Annotated in this window: 23 protein-coding genes; 17 read left to right on the top strand and 6 right to left on the bottom strand. The window is 58.0% G+C overall.

The window, feature by feature from the left end:
• Nucleotides 1–52 precede the first annotated feature (52 nt).
• The 4 genes from fmt to ACQ4OB_RS11890 all read left to right on the top strand — a co-directional run bounded on the left by fmt (nucleotide 53) and on the right by ACQ4OB_RS11890 (nucleotide 4,163).
• Nucleotides 53–1,012, top strand: coding sequence for a methionyl-tRNA formyltransferase (gene fmt, locus ACQ4OB_RS11905; RefSeq protein WP_074872235.1), 960 nt, complete (start codon nucleotides 53–55; stop codon nucleotides 1,010–1,012).
• Nucleotides 1,009–2,319: a 16S rRNA (cytosine(967)-C(5))-methyltransferase RsmB gene (rsmB, locus tag ACQ4OB_RS11900; RefSeq protein WP_430955735.1), complete on the top strand. Its 1,311-nt coding sequence runs from the start codon at nucleotides 1,009–1,011 to the stop codon at nucleotides 2,317–2,319. Before fmt ends, rsmB begins: the two co-directional genes overlap by 4 nt.
• A gap of 21 nt (nucleotides 2,320–2,340) precedes the next feature.
• The gene (gene trkA / locus ACQ4OB_RS11895; protein WP_074872232.1) at nucleotides 2,341–3,714 is read left to right on the top strand and encodes a Trk system potassium transporter TrkA; all 1,374 of its coding nucleotides are present in this window, start codon (nucleotides 2,341–2,343) and stop codon (nucleotides 3,712–3,714) included.
• Between the two features lie 134 nt (nucleotides 3,715–3,848).
• Nucleotides 3,849–4,163, top strand: coding sequence for a tetratricopeptide repeat protein (locus ACQ4OB_RS11890; protein WP_074872230.1), 315 nt, complete (start codon nucleotides 3,849–3,851; stop codon nucleotides 4,161–4,163).
• A 17-nt stretch (nucleotides 4,164–4,180) separates the two neighbouring features.
• On the opposite strand, the gene ACQ4OB_RS11885 is transcribed toward ACQ4OB_RS11890, so the two are convergent.
• On the bottom strand, nucleotides 4,181–5,068 hold the full coding sequence (locus ACQ4OB_RS11885; protein ID WP_074872229.1) for a lysophospholipid acyltransferase: 888 nt from the start codon (nucleotides 5,066–5,068) through the stop codon (nucleotides 4,181–4,183).
• 40 nt (nucleotides 5,069–5,108) lie between these two features.
• Nucleotides 5,109–5,666: a DNA-3-methyladenine glycosylase I gene (tag, locus tag ACQ4OB_RS11880; RefSeq protein ID WP_430955734.1), complete on the bottom strand. Its 558-nt coding sequence runs from the start codon at nucleotides 5,664–5,666 to the stop codon at nucleotides 5,109–5,111.
• 81 nt (nucleotides 5,667–5,747) lie between these two features.
• On the opposite strand from tag, the gene glyQ reads away from it, so the two are divergent.
• The 4 genes from glyQ to ACQ4OB_RS11860 all read left to right on the top strand — a co-directional run bounded on the left by glyQ (nucleotide 5,748) and on the right by ACQ4OB_RS11860 (nucleotide 10,159).
• Nucleotides 5,748–6,701 carry a glycine--tRNA ligase subunit alpha gene (gene glyQ / locus ACQ4OB_RS11875; protein WP_003213601.1) on the top strand — a complete coding sequence of 318 codons (954 nt, stop codon included), beginning with the start codon at nucleotides 5,748–5,750 and terminating at the stop codon, nucleotides 6,699–6,701.
• On the top strand, nucleotides 6,698–8,752 hold the full coding sequence (gene glyS, locus ACQ4OB_RS11870; protein ID WP_074872226.1) for a glycine--tRNA ligase subunit beta: 2,055 nt from the start codon (nucleotides 6,698–6,700) through the stop codon (nucleotides 8,750–8,752). Before glyQ ends, glyS begins: the two co-directional genes overlap by 4 nt.
• 4 nt (nucleotides 8,753–8,756) lie before the next feature.
• Nucleotides 8,757–9,296: a D-glycero-beta-D-manno-heptose 1,7-bisphosphate 7-phosphatase gene (gene gmhB, locus ACQ4OB_RS11865; RefSeq protein WP_162842868.1), complete on the top strand. Its 540-nt coding sequence runs from the start codon at nucleotides 8,757–8,759 to the stop codon at nucleotides 9,294–9,296.
• Nucleotides 9,297–9,379: 83 nt separating this feature from the next.
• Nucleotides 9,380–10,159 (top strand): lysophospholipid acyltransferase family protein, encoded by a 780-nt coding sequence (locus ACQ4OB_RS11860; protein WP_074872222.1) that lies wholly within the window; start codon nucleotides 9,380–9,382, stop codon nucleotides 10,157–10,159.
• 266 nt (nucleotides 10,160–10,425) lie between these two features.
• On the opposite strand, the gene gyrB is transcribed toward ACQ4OB_RS11860, so the two are convergent.
• From gyrB to dnaA, 4 genes are read right to left on the bottom strand one after another with little or no spacing between them, the layout of a single operon-like run.
• Nucleotides 10,426–12,843, bottom strand: a complete 2,418-nt coding sequence (gene gyrB, locus ACQ4OB_RS11855) for a DNA topoisomerase (ATP-hydrolyzing) subunit B (protein ID WP_074872220.1) — start codon at nucleotides 12,841–12,843, stop codon at nucleotides 10,426–10,428.
• A 5-nt stretch (nucleotides 12,844–12,848) separates the two neighbouring features.
• Complete coding sequence (gene recF / locus ACQ4OB_RS11850; protein ID WP_007969883.1) at nucleotides 12,849–13,952, bottom strand: DNA replication/repair protein RecF; 1,104 nt, start codon at nucleotides 13,950–13,952, stop codon at nucleotides 12,849–12,851.
• Between the two features lie 20 nt (nucleotides 13,953–13,972).
• Nucleotides 13,973–15,076 (bottom strand): DNA polymerase III subunit beta, encoded by a 1,104-nt coding sequence (dnaN, locus tag ACQ4OB_RS11845; protein WP_074872219.1) that lies wholly within the window; start codon nucleotides 15,074–15,076, stop codon nucleotides 13,973–13,975.
• Between the two features lie 39 nt (nucleotides 15,077–15,115).
• The gene (dnaA, locus tag ACQ4OB_RS11840) at nucleotides 15,116–16,633 is read right to left on the bottom strand and encodes a chromosomal replication initiator protein DnaA (RefSeq protein ID WP_074872217.1); all 1,518 of its coding nucleotides are present in this window, start codon (nucleotides 16,631–16,633) and stop codon (nucleotides 15,116–15,118) included.
• A gap of 567 nt (nucleotides 16,634–17,200) precedes the next feature.
• Between dnaA and rpmH the strand changes: the two genes are divergently transcribed.
• The 9 genes from rpmH to ACQ4OB_RS11795 all read left to right on the top strand — a co-directional run bounded on the left by rpmH (nucleotide 17,201) and on the right by ACQ4OB_RS11795 (nucleotide 25,921).
• A complete protein-coding gene (gene rpmH / locus ACQ4OB_RS11835; RefSeq protein ID WP_003213577.1) occupies nucleotides 17,201–17,335 on the top strand; it encodes a 50S ribosomal protein L34 in 135 nt (44 codons plus the stop codon).
• Between the two features lie 16 nt (nucleotides 17,336–17,351).
• Nucleotides 17,352–17,753, top strand: a complete 402-nt coding sequence (gene rnpA, locus ACQ4OB_RS11830) for a ribonuclease P protein component (RefSeq protein ID WP_031319201.1) — start codon at nucleotides 17,352–17,354, stop codon at nucleotides 17,751–17,753.
• A complete protein-coding gene (gene yidD / locus ACQ4OB_RS11825) occupies nucleotides 17,746–17,991 on the top strand; it encodes a membrane protein insertion efficiency factor YidD (RefSeq protein WP_074872215.1) in 246 nt (81 codons plus the stop codon). The genes rnpA and yidD overlap by 8 nt, the downstream gene beginning before the upstream one ends.
• Nucleotides 17,992–17,993: 2 nt before the next feature.
• Complete coding sequence (yidC, locus tag ACQ4OB_RS11820; protein ID WP_102614484.1) at nucleotides 17,994–19,682, top strand: membrane protein insertase YidC; 1,689 nt, start codon at nucleotides 17,994–17,996, stop codon at nucleotides 19,680–19,682.
• A 79-nt stretch (nucleotides 19,683–19,761) separates the two neighbouring features.
• A complete protein-coding gene (gene mnmE, locus ACQ4OB_RS11815; RefSeq protein ID WP_430955733.1) occupies nucleotides 19,762–21,132 on the top strand; it encodes a tRNA uridine-5-carboxymethylaminomethyl(34) synthesis GTPase MnmE in 1,371 nt (456 codons plus the stop codon).
• A 551-nt stretch (nucleotides 21,133–21,683) separates the two neighbouring features.
• Nucleotides 21,684–23,582 carry a tRNA uridine-5-carboxymethylaminomethyl(34) synthesis enzyme MnmG gene (gene mnmG, locus ACQ4OB_RS11810; RefSeq protein ID WP_008155707.1) on the top strand — a complete coding sequence of 633 codons (1,899 nt, stop codon included), beginning with the start codon at nucleotides 21,684–21,686 and terminating at the stop codon, nucleotides 23,580–23,582.
• Complete coding sequence (gene rsmG / locus ACQ4OB_RS11805) at nucleotides 23,579–24,223, top strand: 16S rRNA (guanine(527)-N(7))-methyltransferase RsmG (protein WP_008155708.1); 645 nt, start codon at nucleotides 23,579–23,581, stop codon at nucleotides 24,221–24,223. The genes mnmG and rsmG overlap by 4 nt, the downstream gene beginning before the upstream one ends.
• Nucleotides 24,224–24,241: 18 nt before the next feature.
• Nucleotides 24,242–25,039 carry a ParA family protein gene (locus ACQ4OB_RS11800; RefSeq protein ID WP_008155709.1) on the top strand — a complete coding sequence of 266 codons (798 nt, stop codon included), beginning with the start codon at nucleotides 24,242–24,244 and terminating at the stop codon, nucleotides 25,037–25,039.
• A gap of 9 nt (nucleotides 25,040–25,048) precedes the next feature.
• Nucleotides 25,049–25,921 carry a ParB/RepB/Spo0J family partition protein gene (locus ACQ4OB_RS11795; protein ID WP_008027541.1) on the top strand — a complete coding sequence of 291 codons (873 nt, stop codon included), beginning with the start codon at nucleotides 25,049–25,051 and terminating at the stop codon, nucleotides 25,919–25,921.
• Nucleotides 25,922–25,930 lie beyond the last annotated feature (9 nt).

Raw genomic sequence — 25,930 nt, 5'->3', positions numbered from 1 at the left:
TCCTTTCAAAGGCTTGCTGCGGCAAGCCTTTTTCTTTTGCGAGACCTTTTTAATGACTGAGCCACTGCGCATCGTCTTTGCCGGCACCCCGGAATTCGCCGCCGAACACCTCAAGGCCCTGCTCGACAGCCCTTACGAGATCGTCGCGGTCTACACCCAACCGGACCGTCCGGCGGGTCGCGGGCAAAAGTTGATGCCAAGTCCGGTCAAGCAGTTGGCTCTGGAAAACAACATCCCGGTGCTGCAACCGCCAACCCTGCGCAACGAAGACGCTCAGGCTGAATTGGCCGCGCTCAAGCCGGACTTGCTGGTCGTGGTTGCCTACGGCCTGATCCTGCCGCAAGTGGTGCTGGATATTCCGCGTTTGGGCTGCATCAACAGCCACGCCTCGCTGCTGCCACGCTGGCGCGGTGCGGCGCCGATCCAGCGCGCCGTTGAAGCGGGCGACAGCGAAAGCGGTGTGACCGTGATGCGCATGGAACTGGGCCTCGACACCGGGCCGATGCTGCTCAAAGTCACCACGCCGATTACCGCGGTAGATACTGGCGGCAGCCTCCACGACCGTCTGGCGGAAATGGGTCCGCCAGCGGTAATTCAGGCGATCGCCGGCCTCGCCGCGGGTACTTTGGAAGGCGAAGTCCAGGACGACAGCCTCGCCACTTATGCGCACAAATTGAACAAAGACGAAGCGCGCATCGACTGGAGCCGTCCGGCGGTTGAGCTGGAACGCCTGGTTCGCGCTTTCAACCCATGGCCGATCTGCCACAGCACGCTGAACGGCGAAGCCCTGAAGGTACTGGCCGCCAGCCTCGCCGAAGGGCAGGGCGCTCCCGGTGAAGTCCTCGGCGCCAGCAAGGACGGTTTGATCGTCGCCTGCGGTGAACAAGCCCTGTGTCTGACTCGTCTGCAATTGCCCGGCGGCAAGGCGCTGAACTTCAGCGACTTGTTCAACAGCCGTCGTGAGAAATTCGCCGTCGGCACCGTCCTCGGTCAAGCGGCGGACGCTCAATGAATCCACGTCTGGCCGCCGCCAAGGCACTTGCTGCTGTTCTTAACGGAAAAGCCTCACTCAACAGTTCCCTGCCAACACAAATGGACAAGGTCGAAGATCGCGACCGCGGCTTCACCCAGGACCTGGCGTTCGGCACCGCGCGTTGGCAGCCGCGTTTGTCGGCGTTGGCGGCCAAGTTGCTACAAAAGCCGTTCAAGGCAGCCGACGCCGATGTCGAAGCGCTGTTGCTGGTCGGTCTGTACCAGTTGCTCTACACACGGGTTCCGGCGCATGCCGCCATCGGTGAAACCGTGGGTTGCGCCGACAAGCTGAAAAAGCCCTGGGCCAAGGCCTTGCTCAATGCCGTGCTACGCCGCGCCCAGCGTGAAAGCGAAGCGCTGCTGGCCGAGCTGGAACACGATCCGGTGGTGCGCACTGCCCACCCGCGCTGGCTGCAAAAATCACTCAAGGCGTTCTGGCCTGAACAGTGGGAAGCCATTTGCGCGGCGAACAACGCGCATCCGCCGATGATCCTGCGGGTCAACCGTCGACATCACAGCCGCGATGCTTATCTCGCGTTGCTGACCGACGCTGGCATCGCCGCCACGCCGTGTGTTTACAGTCGGGACGGCATCATTCTCGACGCCGCTGCCGACGTGCGTAGTTTGCCGGGGTTCGCCGAAGGCTGGATCAGCGTGCAGGACGAAGCCGCGCAACTGGCCGCCGATCTGCTCGACCTGGCACCGGGCCAGCGGGTGCTGGACGCCTGCTGCGCACCGGGCGGCAAGACCTGCCACATTCTTGAAGCCGAGCCGGCACTCGCTGGCGTGGTGGCGGTGGACCTGGAAGCCAAGCGTCTGGTGCGAGTGCGGGAAAACCTCGCACGCCTGGGCCTGAGCGCCGAGCTGATCGCCGCCGACGGCCGCGATACCGCCACCTGGTGGGACGGCAAACCGTTCCAGCGCATTCTGCTGGACGCACCATGCTCGGCCACCGGTGTCATTCGTCGTCACCCGGACATCAAGCTGACTCGCCAACCAGACGACATCGCTGCTCTGGCGGTGCTTCAAGGCGAGCTGCTCGACGCCATGTGGATAACTCTGGAAGTAGGCGGTGTTCTGCTTTACGCCACCTGCTCGACGCTGCCGACCGAGAACACCGAAGTCATCGAGGCCTTCCTCGCTCGCACGCCGGGCGCCCGTGAACTGGACCTCGCGACTCAAGCCGGCATCAAGCAACCTCACGGTCGCCAATTGCTGGCACAGGACGGCGGCCATGACGGGTTCTACTACGCCAAGTTGATCAAGATCGCCGCCGCACGCGGTTAATGGGTTTTAAGGAGTGACTGGATGAAAATCATCATCCTCGGCGCAGGGCAGGTCGGCGGTTCGCTGGCAGAACACTTGGCCAGCGAGGCCAATGACATCACTGTGGTCGACACCGACGGCGAGCGCCTGCGCGACCTCGGCGATCGGCTGGACATCCGCACCGTGCAGGGCCGCGGCTCGTTGCCGACGGTGCTGCGTCAAGCCGGCGCGGACGACGCCGACATGCTGGTGGCGGTAACCAACAGCGACGAAACCAATATGGTGGCCTGCCAGGTTGCCCACACCCTGTTCCACACCCCGACCAAAATCGCCCGGGTTCGTGAAGCGGCGTACCTGACTCGTTCCGAGCTGTTCGACAACGAAGCCATTCCGGTGGACGTGCTGATCAGCCCGGAGCAAGTGGTCACCAATTACATCAAGCGCCTGATCCAGCATCCGGGCGCCTTGCAGGTAATCGACTTCGCCGAAGGCAAAGCCCAATTGGTGGCGGTCAAGGCGTATTACGGCGGCCCGCTGGTGGGTCAGCAACTGCGTCAGTTGCGTGAGCACATGCCGAATGTCGAAACCCGTGTGGCGGCGATTTTCCGGCGTGATCGGCCGATCCTGCCGCAAGGCGATACGGTGATCGAGGCCGACGATGAAGTCTTTTTCATCGCCGCCAAGGCGAATATTCGCGCCGTGATGAGCGAAATGCGCCGGCTCGACGAGAGCTACAAGCGCATCGTCATCGCTGGCGGCGGGCAGATCGGTGAACGTCTGGCCGAGGCCATCGAAAGCCGTTACCAAGTGAAGATCATCGAGATGAACCCGGCGCGCTGCCGTCATCTCTCGGACACCCTCGACAGCACCGTGGTGTTGCAGGGCAGTGCCTCCGACCGCGACTTGCTGATCGAGGAGAACATTGCCGACGCCGATATCTTCCTGGCCCTGACCAACGACGACGAAGCCAACATCATGTCTTCGCTACTGGCCAAGCGCCTGGGTGCGAAGAAGGTGATGACCATCATCAACAACCCGGCCTACGTCGACCTGATCCAGGGTGGCGACATCGACATCGCCATCAGCCCGCAATTGGCGACCATCGGCACCTTGCTGGCCCACGTGCGTCGCGGCGATATCGTCAGCGTGCACTCATTGCGCCGCGGCGCGGCGGAAGCCATCGAGGCGATTGCCCACGGTGATGAGAAGTCGAGCAAGGTGATCGGCAAGGCCATCGAGAACATCGGCCTGCCGCCGGGCACCACCATCGGCGCAATTATCCGCGACGAAGAAGTGATCATTGCCCACGACAACACGGTGATCGAAGCCGGCGACCACGTGATTCTGTTCCTTGTGGATAAAAAGCATATTCGGGATGTGGAAAAGCTGTTCCATGTGGGGTTGAGCTTCTTCTAACTGATCGTTCCCACGCTCTGCGTGGGAATGCCTCAACGGACGCTCCGCGTTCGGCTTCAGATGGGACGCGGAGCGTCCCGGGCTGCATTCCCACGCGAAGCGTGGGAACGATCACTGACTGAGGGGAAATACCAATGATCGAATCCCTGGAAAAAATGCTCGCCAAGGGTGTGGATAACTCATTGCTGCGCTTCGGCCTGGGCAAGGGTTATCTGGATCTTGGGGAATACGCGAAGGCCGCCGAGCATTTCCAGCGCTGCGTCGAATTCGATCCGAAATATTCGGCAGCGTGGAAGCTATTGGGCAAGGCGCATCTGGGGCTGAAGGATTTCGCGTCCGCACGTCAGGCGTGGGAACAGGGCCTGGACGCTGCTCGCGCCCATGGCGACAAGCAGGCCGAAAAGGAAATGACCGTGTTTCTGAAGAAGCTTGAGCGTCAGGCGCACTGATCTATCCACAGCCAGCATCAGTACCAGCGTTCTTCACCCGGCGGCCGCTTCTTGAAGCGCTTCATGCTCCACATGTACTGGCTCGGATACGCCCGCACATAGCGCTCGACCACCTGGCTCATGGCCGCGCAAGACGTTTCGGTATCGGTGCTGTACATGGCCTCTGGCGCGGCTTCGAGAATCACTTTGTAACCCGAACCGTCCGGCAATCGCAGGGCATGCAAGAACACGCCGACCGCTTTGCCGCCAGCCAGCATGTTCGGTACGAATTTACTGGTCAGCGCCTGAGTGGCGAAGAACGGCACGAAGATCCCGGCGGATTCGGCCGGTTCCGGGTCAGCGGGAATGCCCACTGCTCCCCCTTTACGCACTTCCTTGATGACGCTGAGGATGCCTTCCTTGGTGGAAGCGGCCACCCGGTTGCCCAATTGCACTCGCTGCTTGCGCAGCAAATCATCCACAGCCTTCAGCTTTGGCGGACGATAAAAAATGATCGGTTTGCACTGGTTGCAATAGAAGTGGTTCAACACTTCCCAGTTGCCCAGGTGACTGGTGATGCCGACGACACCTTTGCCGGAGGCGAGGGCGTCCTTCAATACGTCGAGCCCTTCGACTTCACGCACCAAGTCGATGGAGCGCTGGGCCGGCCAGATCCAGGCACAGGCGCTTTCGGTCAGGGATTTGCCGATGTCTTTCAGGCTCTGGCCGACCAGACGCTCACGCTCGGCCGGGTCCATGTCCGGGAAACACTTGGCGAGATTGATCCGCACCACATCGCGGGAACGGTTCGGGGTTTTCCACATGACCCAGCCGATGACCGAGCCCACGGCTTGTACTGCCCGCCACGGAAGCAAGGCAAACAGACGCAGAGCGCCTACCAGCAAGGCGCCTTTCAACTTATCCACAGGTCACTCCTGATCTTGTGCTGTGCGCGAGGCGGCTATTCTAACCGCCGTTCGCCAGCGCCGCGTAGCGATCGCAATCCCGGGTGTGGTCCATGACCATGCCCGAGGCCTGCATCAGTGCGTAACAAATAGTCGGACCGACGAACGTGAAGCCGGCCTTTTTCAGGCCTTTGCTCATCTCCACGGCGGTCGGCGTCACGGCCGGCACTTCGCTGCGATCCTTGAAATGATTGATCACAGGCTTGTCGTCGACGAAGGACCAGAGAAACGCCACTGGGTCCTCCAGCGCCAGCCAGGCCTCGGCATTGCGCCGGGCTGCATTGAGTTTGAGGCGATTGCGAATGATGCCCGGATCGAGCATCAATTCATCGATTTCGGCGTCGCTCATTTGCGCCACGCGCTGTACGTCGAAGCCGAACAGCACTTCGCGATATCGCTCACGTTTGCGCAACACGGTGATCCAGGAAAGGCCGGCCTGGAACCCTTCGAGCAAAAGCAACTCGAACAATCCCTGCGCATCGCGTAGCGGCGTGCCCCACTCCTGATCGTGATAAGCCATGTACAGCGGATCTTCGGAACACCAAAAGCAGCGTGGCATAAGGCTCCAGGGGGCGTGCGCAGGACCGAATCGGGTATACTCCCGCTCTTTAAATCGCAGCCCAAGAAACAGGTGAATTTCGTGAGCCAGCCTACGCCAGCCGTGCGTACCTTCCAAGACTTGATCCTCGCCCTCCAGCAATACTGGGCCGAGCAAGGTTGCGTGGTACTTCAGCCCTACGATATGGAAGTAGGCGCCGGGACTTTCCACACTGCCACGTTTCTGCGCGCCATTGGCCCGGAAACCTGGAACGCCGCTTATGTGCAGCCCAGTCGTCGCCCGACTGACGGCCGCTACGGCGAAAACCCGAACCGTCTGCAGCACTACTACCAGTTCCAGGTCGTGCTGAAGCCGAACCCGGACAACTTCCAGGAACTGTACCTGGGCTCCCTCAAGCACGTCGGCCTGGATCCGTTGGTTCATGACATTCGCTTCGTCGAAGACAACTGGGAATCGCCAACACTGGGCGCCTGGGGTCTGGGATGGGAAGTCTGGCTCAACGGCATGGAAGTGACGCAGTTCACTTACTTCCAGCAAGCGGGCGGCATCGAGTGCTACCCGGTGACCGGCGAGATCACTTATGGCCTCGAACGCCTGGCCATGTACCTGCAAGGCGTGGACTCGGTCTACGACCTGGTCTGGGCTGACGGCCCGTTCGGCAAAGTGACCTACGGCGACGTGTTCCACCAGAACGAAGTGGAGCAGTCGACCTACAACTTCGAACACGCCAACGTCGAGAAGCTGTTCGAACTGTTCGATTTCTACGAAAGTGAAGCCAAGCGCCTGATCGAACTCGACCAGCCGCTGCCATTGCCGAGCTACGAAATGGTGTTGAAGGCGTCCCATACCTTCAACCTGCTGGATGCGCGCCGGGCGATTTCGGTGACCGCGCGTCAGCAATACATTCTGCGTGTCCGCACCCTCGCGCGTTCCGTTGCGCAAGCCTATCTGCTGGCTCGCGCCAAGCTGGGCTTCCCGATGGCGACCCCGGACCTGCGTGACGAAGTGTTGGCTAAGCTGGAGGCTGCACAATGAGTGCTCTGGATTTTCTGGTTGAACTGGGCACCGAAGAGCTGCCACCCAAAGCCCTGAACACCCTGGCCGACGCGTTCCTGGCCGGTATCGACAAGGGCCTGCAAGCCGCTGGCCTGAACTACGAGACCAAAACCGTCTACGCCGCGCCACGTCGTCTGGCCGTGCTGATCACCGATCTGGCGACTCAGCAGCCGGATCGCAGCATCAACCTCGATGGCCCGCCATGTCAGGCCGCGTTCGATGCCGAAGGCAATCCGACTCAAGCGGCATTGGGCTTCGCCAAGAAGTGCGGCGTGGACCTGAGCGAAATCGATCGAAGCGGCCCGAAACTGCGTTACAGCCAGAGCATCGCCGGCAAACCGACCGCGAGCCTGCTGGCGACCATCGTCGAAGATTCCCTGAACGACCTGCCGATTCCCAAGCGCATGCGCTGGGGTGCTCGCAAGGAAGAATTCGTTCGTCCGACCCAATGGCTGGTGATGCTGCTCGGTGACCAGGTCATCGATTGCACCATCCTCGCCCAGAAAGCCGGTCGCGATTCCCGTGGTCACCGCTTCCATCACCCGCAAAGCGTGCGCATCACCTCGCCGGCCAACTACCTGACTGACCTGCGTGCCGCTTACGTACTGGCCGATGCCAATGAGCGTCGCGAGCTGATCAGCAAGCGCGTTGAAGAGCTGGCGACGATGCAGGAAGGGACGGCGATCGTGCCGCCAGCGCTGCTCGACGAAGTCGCCGCGCTGGTTGAATGGCCGGTGCCGCTGGTGTGCTCGTTCGAAGAGCGTTTCCTCGATGTGCCGCAAGAAGCCCTGATCACCACCATGCAGGACAACCAGAAGTACTTCTGCCTGCTGGATGCCGACGGCAAGTTGCTGCCACGTTTCATTACCGTGGCCAACATCGAAAGCAAAGACCCGCAGCAGATCATCGCCGGTAACGAGAAAGTGGTTCGTCCACGCCTGACCGACGCCGAGTTCTTCTTCAAGCAAGACAAGAAGCAGAAGCTCGAAGACTTCAACCTGCGTCTGCAGAACGTGGTGTTCCAGGAAAAACTCGGCAGCGTCTACGACAAGGCCGAGCGCGTTTCCAAACTCGCCGCGTTCATCGCTCAACGCATTGGCGGTAACGCCGCGTGGGCGTCCCGTGCAGGCCTGCTGTCCAAGTGCGACCTGGCGACCGAAATGGTCGGTGAGTTCCCGGAGATGCAAGGTGTCGCCGGTTACTACTACGCCCTCAACGACGGCGAGCCGGAAGAAGTCGCTCTGGCGCTGAACGAGCAGTACATGCCGCGCGGTGCCGGTGCTGAACTGCCGACCACCCTGACCGGTGCGGCCGTGGCCATCGCTGACAAGCTCGATACACTGGTGGGCATCTTCGGCATCGGCATGCTGCCAACCGGTAGCAAAGACCCGTATGCCCTGCGCCGTGCTGCACTCGGCGTGTTGCGCATCCTGATCGACAAGAAGCTCGACCTCGACCTGAATGACGCCGTGGCGTTTGCCGTGAATGCGTTCGGTACCAAGGTGAAGGCGGCCGGCCTCAACGATTCGGTGCTGGAGTTCATCTTCGACCGTCTGCGTGCACGTTACGAAGACGAAGGCGTGGATGTCGGGACTTACCTGTCGGTCCGTGCCCTTAAACCGGGTTCGGCGCTGGACTTCGATCAGCGCGTACAAGCGGTAGAAGCGTTCCGCAAATTGCCGGAAGCCGCTGCCCTGGCCGCGGTGAACAAGCGCGTTTCGAACTTGCTGAGCAAGGTCGAAGGCTCTGTTCCTTCAGTCGTTGAAGCCAAGTACTTCGACAATGCCAATGAGTTCTCCCTGTACTCGGCGATCCAGCAAGCTGACCAGGCTGTCCAGCCGATGGCTGCGGCGCGTCAGTACAGCGAATCGTTGGCACGTCTGGCTGCCTTGCGCGAGCCAGTGGATGCGTTCTTCGAAGCCGTGATGGTCAACGCTGAAGATGCCAAGGTCCGCGCCAACCGTTATGCGCTGCTGTCACGTCTGCGTGGGCTGTTCCTCGGCGTCGCCGACATTTCGCTGCTGGGTTGAGGGGCTGCTGTTGAAACTGCTGATTCTCGATCGGGACGGGGTGATCAATTACGACTCCGACGCTTACATCAAGTCGGTGCAGGAGTGGATTCCGCTCCCGGGTTCGATCGAAGCCATCGCGCAGTTGAGCAAGGCCGGCTGGACGGTAGCGGTGGCTACCAACCAGTCGGGCATCGCTCGCGGCTATTACGACATCGCCACCCTGGACGCCATGCATGAGCGCTTGCGCTCCCTGGTGGCGGAGCAGGGCGGTGAAGTCGGGCTGATCGTCTATTGCCCGCACGGGCCGGACGATGGTTGCGATTGCCGCAAACCAAAACCCGGGATGTTGAAAACCATCGCCGCGCATTACAACGTATCGCTGACCAATGTTTGGTTTGTCGGCGACACCCTTGGTGACCTGGAGGCCGCCAAAGCCGTCGATTCTCAGCCAGTTTTGGTAAAGACCGGGAAAGGCGAAAAGACTTTGGGCAAGACCCTACCGGCAGGCACCTTGATTTTTGACGATCTGGCGGCGATTGCCGCAGAACTTATCCACAATTAGAGTGCTTCGATTGTCCTGACCAGGGATTTGATCGGGAGTGCGCTTTATATAGACGGGCAGAGCCCGCAACGGTAAACGTCGCTATGTCGATACTGCAGGCCATCAGAACTTTCCTCTTTTATCTGTTGTTGGGCACCACCTCTTTACTCTGGTGCAGCCTGAGCTTTTTTATCGCGCCTTTTCTGTCGTTCAAGGCGCGTTATCGCTTCATCAACGTGTACTGGTGCCGCTGCGCACTGTGGCTGAGCAAAGTCTTTCTAGGTATCAGCTACGAAGTGAAGGGCGCCGAGAACGTGCCCGACCAGCCCTGCGTAATTCAGTCGAACCACCAGAGCACCTGGGAGACGTTCTTTCTATCCGCCTACTTTGAGCCATTGAGCCAGGTACTGAAGCGCGAGCTGCTCTACGTTCCGTTCTTCGGCTGGGCCATGGCCATGCTGCGACCCATCGCCATCGATCGCGACAATCCGAAAGCGGCACTCAAACATGTGGCGAAGAAGGGCGATGAATTGCTGAAAGACGGCGTCTGGGTCCTGATCTTCCCTGAGGGAACACGCGTTCCTTACGGCACCATCGGAAAGTTCTCTCGCGGTGGTACCGCTTTAGCCGTGAACGCCGCGCTTCCCGTGCTGCCGATTGCGCACAATGCTGGCAAGTTCTGGCCGAAAACCGGTTGGGCGAAGAAGCAGGGCGTGATTACCGTAATCATCGGCGCCCCCATGTATGCCGAGGGCAGCGGGCCGCGAGCGATTGCCGAGCTGAATGACCGGGTCCAAGCCTGGAACGAACAGATGCAACGTGAAATGGGTTCGCTGCCGGCCGCTCCTGCGGCCCCTTCTGCCAACGATCAAATCGCTGTCTGAGATTCTGTGGATAACCTGTGTACCGTTTTGTTGAAAAGCGTCTAATTTAGTTTTTAACTCTATGATTTATATAGATATTTTATAAACAATTAAAAAACCAAAAAAAGTGCATAAGTTTTTTTCGGATGTAAAAAAACCGGCTGATATAGCCGGTTTTTTTATGCCTTCGGTTCGGCAGCAATCACCGGGTTAACGGACGCAAATTTCGGTTAAAAAAAAGGCCAACGCTCAAGCGTTGGCCTTTTTCGTTTGGCAGGTTTGCTGGATCAGAAGTCCAGGTTGGAAACCGCCAGGGCGTTGCTTTCGATGAAGTCACGACGAGGCTCGACCGCATCACCCATCAGGGTGTTGAAGATCTGGTCCGCGCCAATGGCGTCTTCGATGGTCACTTTGAGCATCCGGCGCTGACTTGGGTCCATGGTGGTTTCCCACAGCTGATCCGGGTTCATCTCACCCAGACCTTTGTATCGCTGGATGGTGTGACGCTTGGTGCTTTCGGCCATCAGCCATTCAAGGGCTTCCTTGAACTCGGTGACCGGCTTCTTGCGCTCGCCACGCTGGATATACGCGCCGTCGTCCAGCAAGGTGCTCAGCTGAGCACCCAGAGAAACAACAGTCTTGTAATCGTTGCTGCCGAAGAAGTCGCGGTTGAAGGTGACGTAGTTCGACAAGCCGTGGGAGATCAGTTCGACCTCAGGCAACCAGACGTTACGTTCACGGTCTTCACGCAGGCTGGCTTTGTAAACCAGACCCGACTTCTCGACTGTGCGCAGACGAACTTCGTACTGGGCCATCCAATCCTGCATCGCTGCGTGATCGGAGAGTTGCTCCAGGCTAACGGCAGGCAGGTAGATGAAGTGCTCGGTCAGCTCCTGTGGGTACAGGCGCGACAGACGCTTGAGCGTCTTCATTACCAGACGGAAGTCATTCACCAGACGCTCGAGGGCCGGTCCGGAAATGCCCGGCGCTTCCTCGTTCAGGTGCAGGCTCGCATCTTCCAGGGCCGACTGCGTCATGTACTCTTCCATGGCGTCGTCGTCTTTGATGTATTGCTCTTGCTTGCCTTTCTTGACCTTGTACAGCGGAGGCTGGGCGATGTAGATGTAGCCGCGCTCGATCAGCTCCGGCAACTGACGGAAGAAGAAGGTCAGCAGCAGGGTACGGATGTGCGAACCGTCGACGTCAGCATCGGTCATGATGATGATGTTGTGGTAACGCAGCTTCGCGATGTTGTACTCATCGCGGCCAATGCCACAGCCCAGCGCGGTGATCAAGGTGCCCACTTCTTGCGAAGAGATCATCTTGTCGAAGCGCGCCTTCTCGACGTTCAGGATCTTGCCCTTGAGAGGCAGGATGGCCTGGGTCCGACGGTTGCGTCCCTGCTTGGCGGAGCCGCCAGCAGAGTCACCTTCCACGAGGTACAGTTCGGAAAGGGCAGGGTCTTTTTCCTGGCAGTCAGCCAGTTTGCCCGGCAGGCCGGCGATATCCAGCGCGCCTTTACGACGTGTCATCTCACGGGCTTTACGCGCCGCTTCACGAGCACGGGCCGCGTCGATCATCTTGCCGACGACCAGCTTGGCTTCGTTCGGGTTTTCCAGCAAGAAGTCAGAAAAGTACTTGCCCATTTCCTGTTCGACCGCGGTCTTCACTTCGGAAGAAACCAGCTTGTCTTTGGTCTGGGAGCTGAACTTTGGATCCGGCACTTTTACCGAGATAATCGCGGTCAGGCCTTCACGGGCATCGTCACCGGTGGTCGCGACTTTATGCTTCTTCGCCAGACCTTCGGCTTCGATGTAGGTGTTCAGGTTGCGCGTCAGCGCGGAACGGAAACCCACCAGGTGAGTACCGCCATCGCGCTGTGGAATGTTGTTGGTGAAGCACAACAGGTTCTCGTTGAAGCTGTCGTTCCACTGCAAGGCGATTTCCACGCCGATGCCGTCTTCGCGCTGGATATTGAAGTGGAACACCTGGTTGACCGGGGTCTTGTTGGTGTTCAGGTATTCAACGAACGCACGCAGGCCGCCCTCGTACTTGAACAACTCTTCCTTGCCGCTGCGCTCATCCTTGAGGACGATGCCGACACCGGAGTTGAGGAAGGACAGTTCACGAATCCGCTTGGCCAGGATGTCCCAGCTGAAATGGATGTTCTTGAAGGTCAGGTCGGACGGTTTGAAGTGGATCTGGGTGCCGGTGGTTTCACTCTCACCGACGATTTTCATCGGCTCTTTTGGAACACCGTGAATGTAGGTCTGTTCCCAGATTTTGCCGCTGCGGCGAACGGTCAAGACCAGTTCTTCGGACAGGGCGTTCACAACCGACACACCTACACCGTGCAGACCGCCGGATACTTTGTAGGAGTTGTCGTCGAATTTACCGCCGGCGTGCAGCACGGTCATGATGACCTCGGCTGCTGAGACGCCTTCTTCTTTGTGCACGTCTACCGGGATACCACGACCGTTGTCGCGAACGGTGATGGATTCGTCCGGGTGGATGATGATGCTGATGTCGTCGCAGTGGCCAGCGAGCGCTTCATCGATGGAGTTGTCGACTACCTCGAAGACCATGTGGTGCAGACCGCTGCCATCGTCGGTGTCACCAATGTACATACCGGGACGTTTGCGTACGGCATCCAGGCCTTTCAGCACTTTAATGCTCGTTGAGTCGTACGTATTTTCTTCGCTCAATGCCTTCACTCCCGATGGTCGTGGGTCTGGGTGATACGGCCCTGTTCCACGTGGAACAGAGCGACTGGCGTTTCCGTCTGCCAGCCTTCCCTCAATAATTCGTGATCTACACAGGTGATAAACACCTGGCAGCGTAAGTCTTCCAGCAAGCGGCAAAGCGCGCGACGGTGGTGCTCGTCCAGTTCGGACGGCAGGTCATCCACCAGATAAATACACTGGCCGCGTCGGGCCTGGCTGACCAAGTGCCCTTGGGCAATCCGCAATGCACAGACCACCAGCTTCTGCTGACCGCGAGACAAGATGTCCGCGGCATTGTGTGCGCCCAATCTAAGACGCAAATCAGCACGCTGTGGTCCGGCCTGGGTATGGCCCATTTGCTGATCCCGCTGAAGGGACCCGGCGAGCACTGCACTCAGCTCTCGGTCTTTGTCCCAACCTCGGTAATAGCTGAGCGTTAAGCCCTCGAGCTCAACCAGTTCGCTCAAGGTCTGTTCAAAGACTGGTTTCAAGGCTTTGATATAAGCGCGGCGGTATTCATCAATTTCAGCGCTGGCCTGGCACAGTTCCCTGTCCCAAACCGCTTGCGAAACGGCGTCAAGTGTACCATGCCGCAGCCAAGAGTTTCTCTGGCGCAGGGCCTTCTGCAAGCGCTGCCAGGTAGACATGAATCGTGGTTCCACGTGGAACACACCCCAGTCGAGAAACTGTCGGCGAATCTTGGGAGCGCCTTCCAACAAGCGGAAACTGTCGGGGTTGATTAGCTGCAGTGGCAGGATTTCCGCCAGTTGCGCTGCGCTCCGGGCGTTCTGCCCGTCGATGCGAATCTGGAACTCCCCTTGGCGGTCGCGAGAGATTCCCAAAGCACTGTGCCCACCCTCCGCCAGCTCCACCTGACCGAACACCGTACAGGCGAGCTGCTCGTATTGGATAACCGGTAACAGGCGGGTGCTACGAAACGAACGGGCAAGCCCCAGCAGGTGAATGGCTTCCAGAACACTGGTTTTGCCGCTGCCGTTGGCGCCGTAAAGAATGTTGATTCGGGGGGAGGGGGAGAAGGTCACCGGGTGCAGATTGCGCACCGCGGTGACCGAGACGCGACTTAAGGACATCTAGCTTCTGCTGAGCATGATTACAGACGCATCGGCATGACAACGTAGGCCGAGTCATCGTTGTCGGACTCTTGCACCAGCGCGCTGCTGTTGGAGTCGGACAGGATCAAACGAACCTGCTCAGTGGTCATCACGCCCAATACGTCGAGCAGATAACTCACGTTGAAGCCGATTTCCAGATTGCCGCCGTTGTACTCAACGCCGACTTCTTCTTCCGCTTCTTCCTGTTCCGGGTTGTTCGCCTGGATCTTTAGCTGACCATTGGCCAGTTGCAGACGAATGCCGCGGTACTTCTCGTTGGACAGAATCGCGGTACGGCTGAAGGCTTCACGCAGGGCCTGACGATCGCCGAGAACCAGCTTGTCGCCACCTTTGGGCAGAACACGCTCGTAATCCGGGAATTTGCCATCGACCAGTTTCGAGGTGAAGGTGAACTCGCCAGTGGTCGCACGAATGTGGTGTTGACCCAGGACGATGCTGACGATGCCGTCCGGCTCGGTCAGCAGGCGCGCCAATTCAAGGATACCTTTACGTGGCACGATGACCTGGTGACGGTCCGGTTGACCGATATCAGCCTTCATCGAGCACATGGCCAGACGGTGACCATCGGTGGCCACGGCGCGGATGATGCCTTCGGAAACTTCCAGCAGCATGCCGTTGAGGTAGTAGCGCACGTCCTGCTGGGCCATGGCGAAGCTGGTGCGTTCAATCAGGCGACGCAACTTGTTTTGCTCAAGGCTGCACGTCAACGAGCCAGGGCCTTCTTCCACCGTCGGGAAGTCATTGGCCGGCAGGGTCGACAGGGTGAAGCGGCTACGGCCGGCCTTCACCACAAGCTTCTGCTCGTCGACCTTGATGTCGATCAGCGCATCGTTGGGCAAGCTTTTGCAGATATCCATCAGCTTGCGCGCAGGCACAGTGATGGAACCTGGATCAGCAGGCTCTTCGAGTTGTACACGACCGACCAGCTCGACTTCCAGGTCGGTACCGGTCAGCGACAGTTGCTGGCCTTCGACAACCAGCAGCACGTTGGAGAGCACCGGCAAGGTCTGTCGGCGCTCGACGACGCCTGCGACCAGTTGCAGGGGTTTCAACAGGGCTTCGCGTTGAATGGTGAAATGCATGGTCTAGTCCCTTGCCTTAATAAGCTGCGCTGGTGTTCATCAAGTGGTCAGTGTACGCAGCAGGTTCTTGTAGTCCTCGCGGATGTCCGCGTCGGATTCCTTAAGTTCATTGATCTTGCGGCAGGCGTGCAAAACAGTCGTGTGGTCCCGGCCGCCAAACACATCGCCGATTTCCGGCAAGCTGTGGTTGGTCAGTTCTTTGGACAACGCCATGGCGACCTGACGCGGACGAGCGACCGAACGCGAACGACGTTTGGACAACAAGTCGGAGATCTTGATCTTGTAGTACTCGGCGACGGTGCGCTGAATGTTATCCACAGAGACCAGTTTGTCTTGCAGTGCCAACAGATCTTTCAGGGATTCGCGAATCAACTCGATGGTGATATCGCGGCCCATGAAGTGCGAGTGGGCGATCACGCGTTTGAGCGCGCCTTCCAGCTCACGGACGTTGGAACGAATACGCTGGGCAATAAAGAACGCCGCGTCATGGGGCAGATCGACTTTGGCCTGGTCGGCCTTTTTCATCAGGATCGCCACGCGGGTTTCCAGTTCCGGCGGCTCGACGGCTACCGTCAGGCCCCAGCCGAAGCGGGATTTGAGGCGCTCTTCAAGGCCTTCGATTTCTTTCGGGTAGCGGTCACTGGTAAGAATGACCTGCTGGCCACCTTCAAGCAGTGCGTTGAAGGTGTGGAAAAACTCTTCCTGGGAACGTTCCTTGCGGGCGAAGAACTGAATGTCATCGATCAGCAACGCATCCACCGAACGGTAGAAGCGCTTGAACTCGTTGATGGCGTTCAGCTGCAAGGCCTTGACCATGTCGGCCACGAAACGCTCGGAATGCAGGTACACAACCTTGGCATTCGGATTCTTCTTTAACAGGTGGTTACCCACAGCGTGCATCAAGTGGGTTTTACCCAAGCCGACGCCACCATAAAGGAAGAGCGGGTTGTAACCGTGCTTTGGATTGTCCGCCACTTGCCAGGCCGCAGCCCGGGCCAGTTGGTTGGACTTGCCCTCGACGAAGTTTTCGAAAGTGAAGGTGCGGTTCAGGTAGCTGGTGTGCTTGAGCGCGCCTTCGACTTGCACCGTACGCTGTTCGGCACGAATAGGAGCTTGTTGCGAACTGGCCCCGGCCATCGGGTCGAAGCTGTCGCGCGATGGCTCTTCATTAACCTCGGCAACTTTTTGTGTCGCACGCTTGGTCGGAGCGGCCTGGGATGGCGCCGGGGCGCTGACAGGTGCTTGAGCGGCTTGCGCCTGCGAAGCAGCGGCGGCCAGCGGAGCATTCGGGGCGGCACGTGGTGCCGAACTGCGTTTGCTACCTATTAATAAGGACAGCGCCGGCGCCAGGCCATTGCCATGCTCATCCAGAAGCTCAAGAACTCGGCCCAGATACTTTTCGTTGACCCAGTCGAGAACAAAACGATTCGGTGCGTAGACACGCAACTCGTCGCCTTCGGCTTCGACCTGTAGTGGACGGATCCAAGTGTTGAATTGTTGGGCAGGCAGCTCATCGCGCAAAAGCTCCACGCACTGCTGCCAAAGTTCCACTGACACGGATATCCCCTAAGTTGAAAGCCGGTGAGGCAAAAACAAGCGGCCATTGTAGCCGACCAGGCCCCGACTTATCCACACGAAGGTTGTTCACCTCCTAGGAAGAATCGGTGATTTATATGAAAAAAAGACGACCAGCGGTCTGTGCATAAGCTCTGTGGATAACCGGGTCTAAGGTCGTTGCACAACTGGGGGGGAAACTCGGTGGATAACCGCCTTGTGGATAAGTACCTCTTTCACACACAGCTTATCCGACAGTGCAGCACAGGGTTACCACTGTTTTCCACCGTAGTTGTCATTCTCTGTACATCACGGCTTTAAAGGGCTAATGGCAGTTATCCACAGATGATCGCGCCCCTAGCTTTTATAAGCTTTACAGAAAAGCTTTAAATACTTTCCTTCTTAATTTCTATATCTAGCCAAGGCGCTCGGCAGGAAAAACGCCTGGAGATCTATTTATAAGGAAACGCTGGTTGGAAATTGACCTAGAGGCTTGCTTTCTCTAGAATCCCCGGTCTCTTAAAACGGGGGCCATTCCGGCCCGTTGTGGACGAACCAGGTAACACGACAATGAAACGTACTTTCCAACCAAGCACTATCAAACGCGCTCGTACCCACGGTTTCCGTGCTCGCATGGCTACCAAGAACGGTCGTGCCGTCCTGTCGCGTCGTCGCGCCAAAGGTCGTGCGCGTCTGGCAGTTTGATAATCCGGCACTGGAGGTGAGTCAGGACTTCAGTCGGGAAAAGCGTCTGCTTACTCCCCGGCATTTCAAGGCAGTCTTTGACTCCCCTACCGGCAAGGTTCCGGGGAAAAATCTCCTGCTCCTTGCGCGCAACAACGATCTTGATCACCCCCGTCTCGGGCTGGTTATCGGGAAAAAGAGCGTAAAGCTCTCCGTCGAGCGCAATCGCCTCAAACGTCTGATGCGCGAATCGTTCCGTCTGAACCAGGACTCACTGGCCGGCTGGGACATCGTTATCGTCGCGCGCAAAGGTTTGGGTGACGTAGAAAACCCCGAATTGATTCAGCATTTCGGCAAACTCTGGAAGCGTCTGGCACGCAGCACGCCGGTACCAGCAGTCAAAACCGAAACTGTAGGGGTAGACAGTCCCGATGCGTAAACTGGCACTCGTTCCGATCCAGTTTTATCGCTATGCCATTAGTCCTCTGATGGCCAGTCACTGTCGTTTCTACCCCAGTTGTTCCTGCTACGCGTATGAAGCCATAGAAAATCATGGTCTTCTGCGCGGTGGCTGGCTGGCCTTTCGTCGTTTAGGTCGCTGTCATCCGTGGAATCCCGGTGGTTATGACCCGGTTCCATCTATCCCTACCTCCCGTTCTTCTTCGATGGCCGAGTAATCATGGATATCAAACGCACGATCCTGATCGTCGCCCTGGCAATCGTGTCCTACGTTATGGTTCTTAAATGGAACCAGGACTATGGCCAGGCTGCCCTGCCGACTCAGAATGTTGCTTCCAGTACTACCGCACCGGGCCTACCGGACACGGCGACTGGCAATAAAGCTTCTGTCAGTGACGACATTCCCCGCGCCCCAAGCGATACCAGTGCAACTGCACCTGCTGAAACACCAGTAGCTGCAAGCAAAGACCTCATCCAGATCAAAACGGATGTGCTCAACCTGGCAATCGATCCACAAGGTGGTGATGTTGCGCAGTTGACGCTGCCGCTGTATCCACGTCGCCAGGACCATCCGGAAATTCCATTCCAGTTGTTCGATAACGGCAACGAGCGGACTTATCTGGCTCAAAGCGGTTTGATCGGCACCAACGGTCCGGACGCAAGCCCGGCCGGTCGCCCGGTTTACTCCTCGGAGAAGAAGATTTATCAACTGGCTGACGGTCAGGACCAATTGGTCGCAGACCTGAAGTTCAGCAAGGACGGCGTCAACTACATCAAGCGTTTCACCGTGAAACGTGGCCTGTATGACGTAACCGTTTCCTACCTGATCGACAACCAGAGCGCGCAGCCCTGGTCTGGTGCGATGTTCGCGCAACTCAAGCGTGACGCCAGCGGCGATCCTTCCTCGACCACCGCCACCGGTACCGCGACTTACCTCGGTGCTGCCCTGTGGACAAGTAACGAGCCGTACAAGAAAGTGTCGATGAGCGACATGGACAAGGCTCAGCTCAAGGAAACCGTCACCGGTGGTTGGGTTGCCTGGTTGCAGCACTACTTCGTGACCGCATGGATTCCGGCCAAGGGCGAAAACAACATCGTCCAGACCCGTAAAGACAGCAAGGGCAACTACATCATCGGTTATACCGGCCCGGCAATGAGCGTTGCGCCAGGTGCAAAAGCCGAAACCAGTGCTGTTCTGTACGCGGGTCCGAAAAGTCAGGCTGTGCTGAAAGAGTTGTCCCCAGGTCTGGAACTGACCGTCGATTACGGCATTCTTTGGTTCATCGCCCAACCCATCTTCTGGTTGCTGGGACACATCCACGCAATCGTCGGTAACTGGGGCTGGTCGATCATCTTCCTGACCATGCTGATCAAAGGGATTTTCTTCCCGCTGTCGGCTGCCAGTTACAAATCCATGGCGCGCATGCGTGCAGTGGCACCGAAACTGGCCGCGCTGAAAGAGCAACATGGCGACGACCGGCAGAAAATGTCGCAATCCATGATGGAGCTGTACAAGAAAGAAAAGATCAATCCGCTGGGTGGTTGCTTGCCAATCCTCGTGCAGATGCCGGTTTTCCTTTCGCTGTACTGGGTTCTGCTGGAAAGCGTTGAAATGCGCCAAGCGCCGTTCATGCTGTGGATTACTGACCTGTCGATCAAGGATCCGTTCTTCATTCTGCCGATCATCATGGGCGTAACCATGTTCATCCAGCAGCAGTTGAACCCGACTCCTCCGGATCCGATGCAGGCGAAGGTCATGAAAATGATGCCAATCATCTTCACCTTCTTCTTCCTGTGGTTCCCGGCCGGTCTTGTTCTGTATTGGGTAGTGAACAACGTTTTGTCGATCGCCCAACAGTGGTACATCACGCGTAAGATCGAAGCGGCTACCAAAAAAGCCGAGGCGTAACTTACTCTGTGGATAACCACTCAAAACGCCCCCTAGTGGGGCGTTTTGCTATCTGTCACTTTTGTCTGGATACCGCTTTATGAGCGTTCCTCGTGAAACCATCGCAGCCGTCGCCACCGCTCAAGGTCGCGGCGGTGTGGGCATCGTCCGTATTTCCGGGCCGCTGGCAAGTATTGCGGCCAAGGCCTTCAGCGGTCGTGAACTCAAGCCAAGATTTGCCCACTACGGCCCGTTCCTCAGTGAGAACGATGAGGTGCTGGATCAAGGCATCGCCCTGTATTTTCCGGGCCCGAACTCATTTACCGGCGAAGATGTGCTGGAACTCCAGGGCCATGGCGGTCCCGTCGTTCTGGATATGCTGCTCAAGCGTTGCCTGGAACTGGGCTGTCGTCTGGCCCGGCCGGGTGAATTCAGCGAGCGCGCGTTCCTCAATGACAAGCTCGATCTGGCTCAGGCCGAGGCCATCGCCGACTTGATCGAGGCGAGTTCTGCACAAGCTGCACGAAATGCCCTGCGTTCATTGCAAGGTGCATTCTCCGAACGTGTGCATAACCTCACCGAGCAACTGATTGGCCTGCGCATCTATGTCGAAGCGGCGATCGACTTCCCGGAAGAAGAAATCGATTTCCTCGCCGATGGCCACGTACTGAGCATGCTCGACAAAGTGCGCGACGAATTATCCACAGTGCTGCGTGAAGCCGGGCAGGGTGCCTTGCTGCGAGACGGGATGACCGTGGTGATCGCCGGGCGGCCAAATGCCGGTAAATCCAGCCTGTTGAATGCACTGGCCGGTCGTGAAGCCGCTATCGTGACCGAGATTGCCGGCACTACCCGGGACATACTCCGTGAACATATCCACATCGATGGCATGCCGCTGCACGTGGTCGACACCGCAGGTCTTCGAGACACCGATGACCAGGTGGAAAAAATCGGCGTCGAACGGGCGTTGAAAGCAATCGGCGAGGCTGATCGAGTCCTTTTGGTGGTCGATGCCACCGCTCCTGAGGCTCTTGATCCGTTCGCGTTATGGCCTGAATTTCTGGAAATCCGTCCCGACCCGGCGAAAGTTACGCTAATCCGTAACAAGGCAGACCTCACGGGCGAAGCCATTGCCCTGGAAGTCAGCGAGGATGGCCATGTCACCATCAGCCTGAGTGCCAGGTCTGCAGGTGAAGGGTTGGAGTTGCTGCGGGACCACCTCAAGGCCTGCATGGGCTACGAACAGACCTCTGAAAGCAGCTTCAGTGCTCGCAGGCGTCACCTTGAAGCGTTGCGTCACGCCAGTGCTTCCCTTGAGCACGGCCGTGCGCAGCTGACCCTGGCGGGTGCCGGCGAACTGTTGGCCGAGGATTTGCGCCAGGCCCAACACGCTTTGGGTGAAATCACGGGTGCATTCAGCTCCGATGATCTGCTGGGGCGGATCTTTTCCAGCTTCTGTATCGGTAAATAAGACTCTCCGTTGTCCACAGACAGGCCATTCGTGCCTGTCTGTTCCCTCCTTTTCTTGAATTCTCTTCCAGTGCCGAGCCGATTCTTTCTGCTTGAGCGGATTTTCCGTGTCCTGGATTTGCTCATTTAGCAGTTTTCTGTGGATTAAGCCCTGTGAATAACTGCCACTAAGGGCAGTTGATAACAGGGCCTCAAAACTGAAGATAACCGCCCCTGTGGATAAGCACCCCTTTCATCCACAGGCTTAAACCGGTTATCCAAGGGCCTCATTGGTACATGACCACAGGGTTTTGAATCTCTGTACACATTGAATATAGAGGCTTGTAGAGATCTATCCACAGAAAGGTGGCTCAGTAGAAATAAACATAAAAACAAAGATTTAATAAATTTCTCTCTTTTTAATTTCTATAACCGCGACTTCTCCACAGCTGGTTAAATTTTGTGCAAAGGGTTCTTTAGGAAGGGCGAAGTCCCTATACTTGCCGACCAGGTCCAAAAACCTGAGACCAACCTATTCCGGATTACCTAACTGAAGCAGGCACGAGGTGCGTGGTGGATTTCCCTTCCCGTTTTGAAGTGATCGTCATCGGCGGCGGTCATGCCGGTACCGAGGCAGCACTGGCCTCAGCACGCATGGGTGCAAAAACCCTGTTGCTGACGCATAACGTGGAAACCCTCGGTGCCATGAGTTGCAACCCCGCTATCGGTGGGATCGGCAAAAGCCATCTGGTCAAGGAAATCGATGCCCTCGGCGGCGCGATGGCCATGGCTACCGATAAAGGTGGTATTCAGTTTCGCGTATTGAACAGCCGCAAAGGCCCGGCCGTGCGGGCAACCCGCGCTCAGGCTGATCGGGTTTTGTACAAAGCCGCTGTCCGCGAAATTCTCGAAAACCAGCCGAACCTGTGGATATTTCAACAGGCTGCCGACGACCTGATCGTCGAGCAGGAACAAGTGCGCGGTGTTGTCACCCAAATGGGCCTGCGTTTCTTCGCGGATTCCGTGGTGTTGACCACTGGCACCTTCCTCGGTGGACTTATCCACATCGGAATGCAGAATTTCTCCGGTGGCCGTGCCGGTGATCCGCCGTCGATCGCTCTGGCTCACCGTTTGCGTGAATTGCCATTGCGCGTCGGTCGCCTGAAAACCGGTACGCCGCCGCGTATCGACGGTCGTTCTGTGGATTTCTCGGTGATGACCGAGCAAGCCGGTGATACACCGATCCCGGTGATGTCGTTCATGGGTTCCAAAGAGCAGCATCCGAAACAGGTCAGCTGCTGGATTACCCACACCAACGCCCGCACCCACGAAATCATTGCCGCCAACCTGGATCGGTCGCCGATGTATTCCGATGCCGGGTTGATCGAAGGCATCGGTCCGCGGTACTGCCCGTCGATCGAAGACAAGATCCATCGCTTTGCCGACAAGGACAGCCATCAGGTCTTCATCGAACCGGAAGGCCTGACGACTAACGAGCTGTACCCGAACGGGATATCCACATCGCTGCCATTCGACGTGCAACTGCAGATCGTGCAATCGATTCGCGGCATGGAAAACGCGCACATCGTTCGTCCGGGTTACGCCATCGAATACGATTACTTTGACCCGCGTGACCTGAAGTACAACCTGGAAACCAAAGTCATCGGCGGTCTGTTCTTCGCCGGGCAAATCAACGGCACCACCGGTTACGAAGAAGCCGGCGCCCAGGGTTTGCTGGCCGGGGCCAACGCCGCACTGCGGGCTCAGGGCAAAGATGCCTGGTGTCCGCGTCGCGACGAAGCGTACATCGGCGTATTGGTCGACGACCTGATTACCCTGGGTACCCAGGAACCGTATCGGATGTTCACATCCCGCGCCGAATACCGCCTGATCCTGCGCGAAGACAACGCCGACCTGCGCTTGACCGAAAAAGGTCGCGAACTGGGTCTGGTGGATGACGCGCGTTGGGCTGCGTTCTGCACCAAACGCGAAAGCATCACGCTGGAAGAGCAACGCCTGAAAAGTACCTGGGTTCGCCCGGGCACCGAACAAGGCGATGCGATTTCCGAGAAGTTCGGCACGCCGCTGACCCACGAATACAACTTGCTCAACCTGCTGAGCCGTCCGGAAATCGACTACGCTGGTCTGATCGCCGTGACCGGTGGCGGCGCAGAAGATCCACAAGTCGCCGAGCAGGTCGAAATCAAGACCAAATACGCCGGCTACATCGATCGCCAGCAGGATGAAATCGCTCGTCTGCGGGCCAGCGAAGACACAAAACTGCCTGTGGATATCGATTACACGAATATTTCCGGTCTCTCCAAAGAGATCCAGAGCAAGCTCGGTGCGACCCGTCCAGAGACTTTGGGCCAGGCGTCGCGCATCCCGGGTGTGACGCCGGCAGCGATTTCGCTGTTGATGATTCATTTGAAAAAACGCGGCGCGGGCCGTCAGTTGGAGCAAAGCGCTTGAGTTCGTTGGTCACCTCGCAACACGCAGAAGAGTTATCCACAGGTGCTCGCCAGCTTGGTGTCACGCTGACAGAAACCCAGCATGCTCAGCTGCTGGGTTACCTGGCCCTGTTGATAAAATGGAACAAGGCTTACAACCTGACCGCCGTACGCGATCCGGATGAAATGGTTTCCCGTCACTTGCTCGATAGTTTGAGCGTGATGTCGTTCGTCGAAAACGGCCGCTGGCTGGATGTTGGCAGCGGTGGGGGCATGCCGGGTATTCCGCTGGCCATCCTGTTTCCAGAGTCCCAGGTGACTTGCCTGGACAGCAACGGCAAGAAAACCCGCTTCCTGACTCAGGTCAAACTCGAACTCAAACTGGATAACCTGCAAGTTATCCACAGTCGCGTCGAAGCTTTTCAACCTGCTCAGCCCTTCAACGGGATCATTTCCCGGGCCTTCAGCAGCATGGAGAATTTCAGCAACTGGACTCGCCACCTCGGCGACACCGAAACACGTTGGCTGGCAATGAAGGGCGTTCATCCCGCCGATGAGCTGGTAGCATTGCCGGCAGACTTCCACCTCGATAGCGAACACGCCCTGGCCGTACCCGGTTGCCAAGGCCAACGCCATCTGCTGATACTGCGCCGCACGGCATGATTGGGAACACAAGCAAGAATGGCTAAGGTATTCGCGATAGCGAACCAAAAGGGTGGTGTGGGCAAGACCACCACCTGCATCAACCTCGCAGCTTCCCTGGTCGCTACCAAGCGTCGGGTGCTGTTGATCGATCTCGATCCACAGGGCAACGCCACCATGGGTAGCGGTGTGGATAAACACGGCCTGGAAAACTCGGTCTACGACCTGCTGATCGGCGAGTGCGATCTGGCCCAGGCCATGCACTACTCCGAGCACGGTGGTTACCAACTGCTGCCGGCCAACCGCGACCTGACCGCGGCCGAAGTGGTTCTGCTGGAAATGCAGATGAAGGAAAGCCGCCTGCGCAGTGCGTTGGCACCGATCCGTGAAAACTACGATTACATTTTGATCGACTGTCCGCCGTCGTTGTCGATGCTCACACTGAACGCTTTGGTCGCCGCTGATGGGGTGATTATCCCCATGCAGTGCGAGTACTTCGCGCTCGAAGGCTTGAGCGACCTTGTGGATAACATCAAGCGTATCGCCGAGTTGCTGAACCCGAACCTGAAAGTCGAAGGCCTGTTGCGGACCATGTATGACCCGCGCCTGAGCCTGATGAACGATGTTTCGGCGCAGCTCAAGGAACATTTCGGCGAGCAGCTCTACGACACGGTGATTCCGCGCAACATCCGCCTGGCTGAAGCACCAAGCTATGGCATGCCGGCGCTGGCGTACGACAAATCATCCCGGGGCGCCATTGCCTATCTGGCATTGGCGGGCGAGATGGTTCGTCGTCAACGCAAAAACTCACGCACTGCCGCTGCTCAGGCAACTTAAGGAATCCCCATGGCCGTCAAGAAACGAGGTCTCGGACGTGGACTGGATGCACTGCTGAGCGGTCCGACTGTCAGCTCGCTGGAAGAACAAGCGGTGCAGGCCGATCAGCGTGAGCTGCAGCACCTGCCCCTGGACCTGATCCAGCGCGGCAAGTATCAGCCGCGCCGGGATATGGATCCTCAGGCGCTGGAAGAACTGGCACAGTCGATCAAGGCTCAAGGTGTGATGCAACCGATCGTGGTTCGTCCGATTGGCAGCGGTCGCTTTGAAATCATCGCCGGCGAACGCCGCTGGCGCGCCAGCCAGCAAGCGGGTCAGGAAACCATCCCGGCGATGGTTCGCGATGTGCCGGATGAAACCGCGATCGCCATGGCGCTGATCGAGAACATCCAGCGTGAAGACCTCAATCCGATCGAAGAAGCGGTTGCGTTGCAGCGTTTGCAGCAGGAATTCCAGCTGACTCAGCAACAAGTGGCCGAAGCCGTGGGCAAATCCCGCGTGACTGTGGCCAACCTGCTACGCTTGATCGCGTTGCCGGAAGTCATCAAAACCATGCTGTCCCACGGCGACCTGGAAATGGGTCATGCCCGTGCTTTGCTCGGTTTACCGGAAAATCAACAGGTTGAAGGGGCGCGACACGTTGTCGCACGGGGGCTGACCGTTCGCCAGACTGAAGCACTGGTTCGCCAGTGGTTGAGCGGTAAACAGGAACCTGCTGAACCGGTAAAGCCGGACCCGGATATCGCTCGACTCGAACAGCGTCTGGCTGAGCGCCTAGGCTCTGCGGTGCAGATTCGCCACGGAAAAAAGGGGAAGGGGCAGTTGGTGATCGGTTACAACTCCCTCGACGAGCTTCAAGGTGTACTTGCGCACATTCGCTGAAACATTTCC

The organism is Pseudomonas sp. ES4 (assembly GCF_050586665.1).
GTDB lineage: Bacteria > Pseudomonadota > Gammaproteobacteria > Pseudomonadales > Pseudomonadaceae > Aquipseudomonas > Aquipseudomonas frederiksbergensis.
This window is presented reverse-complemented; position numbering and strand designations above follow the sequence as displayed.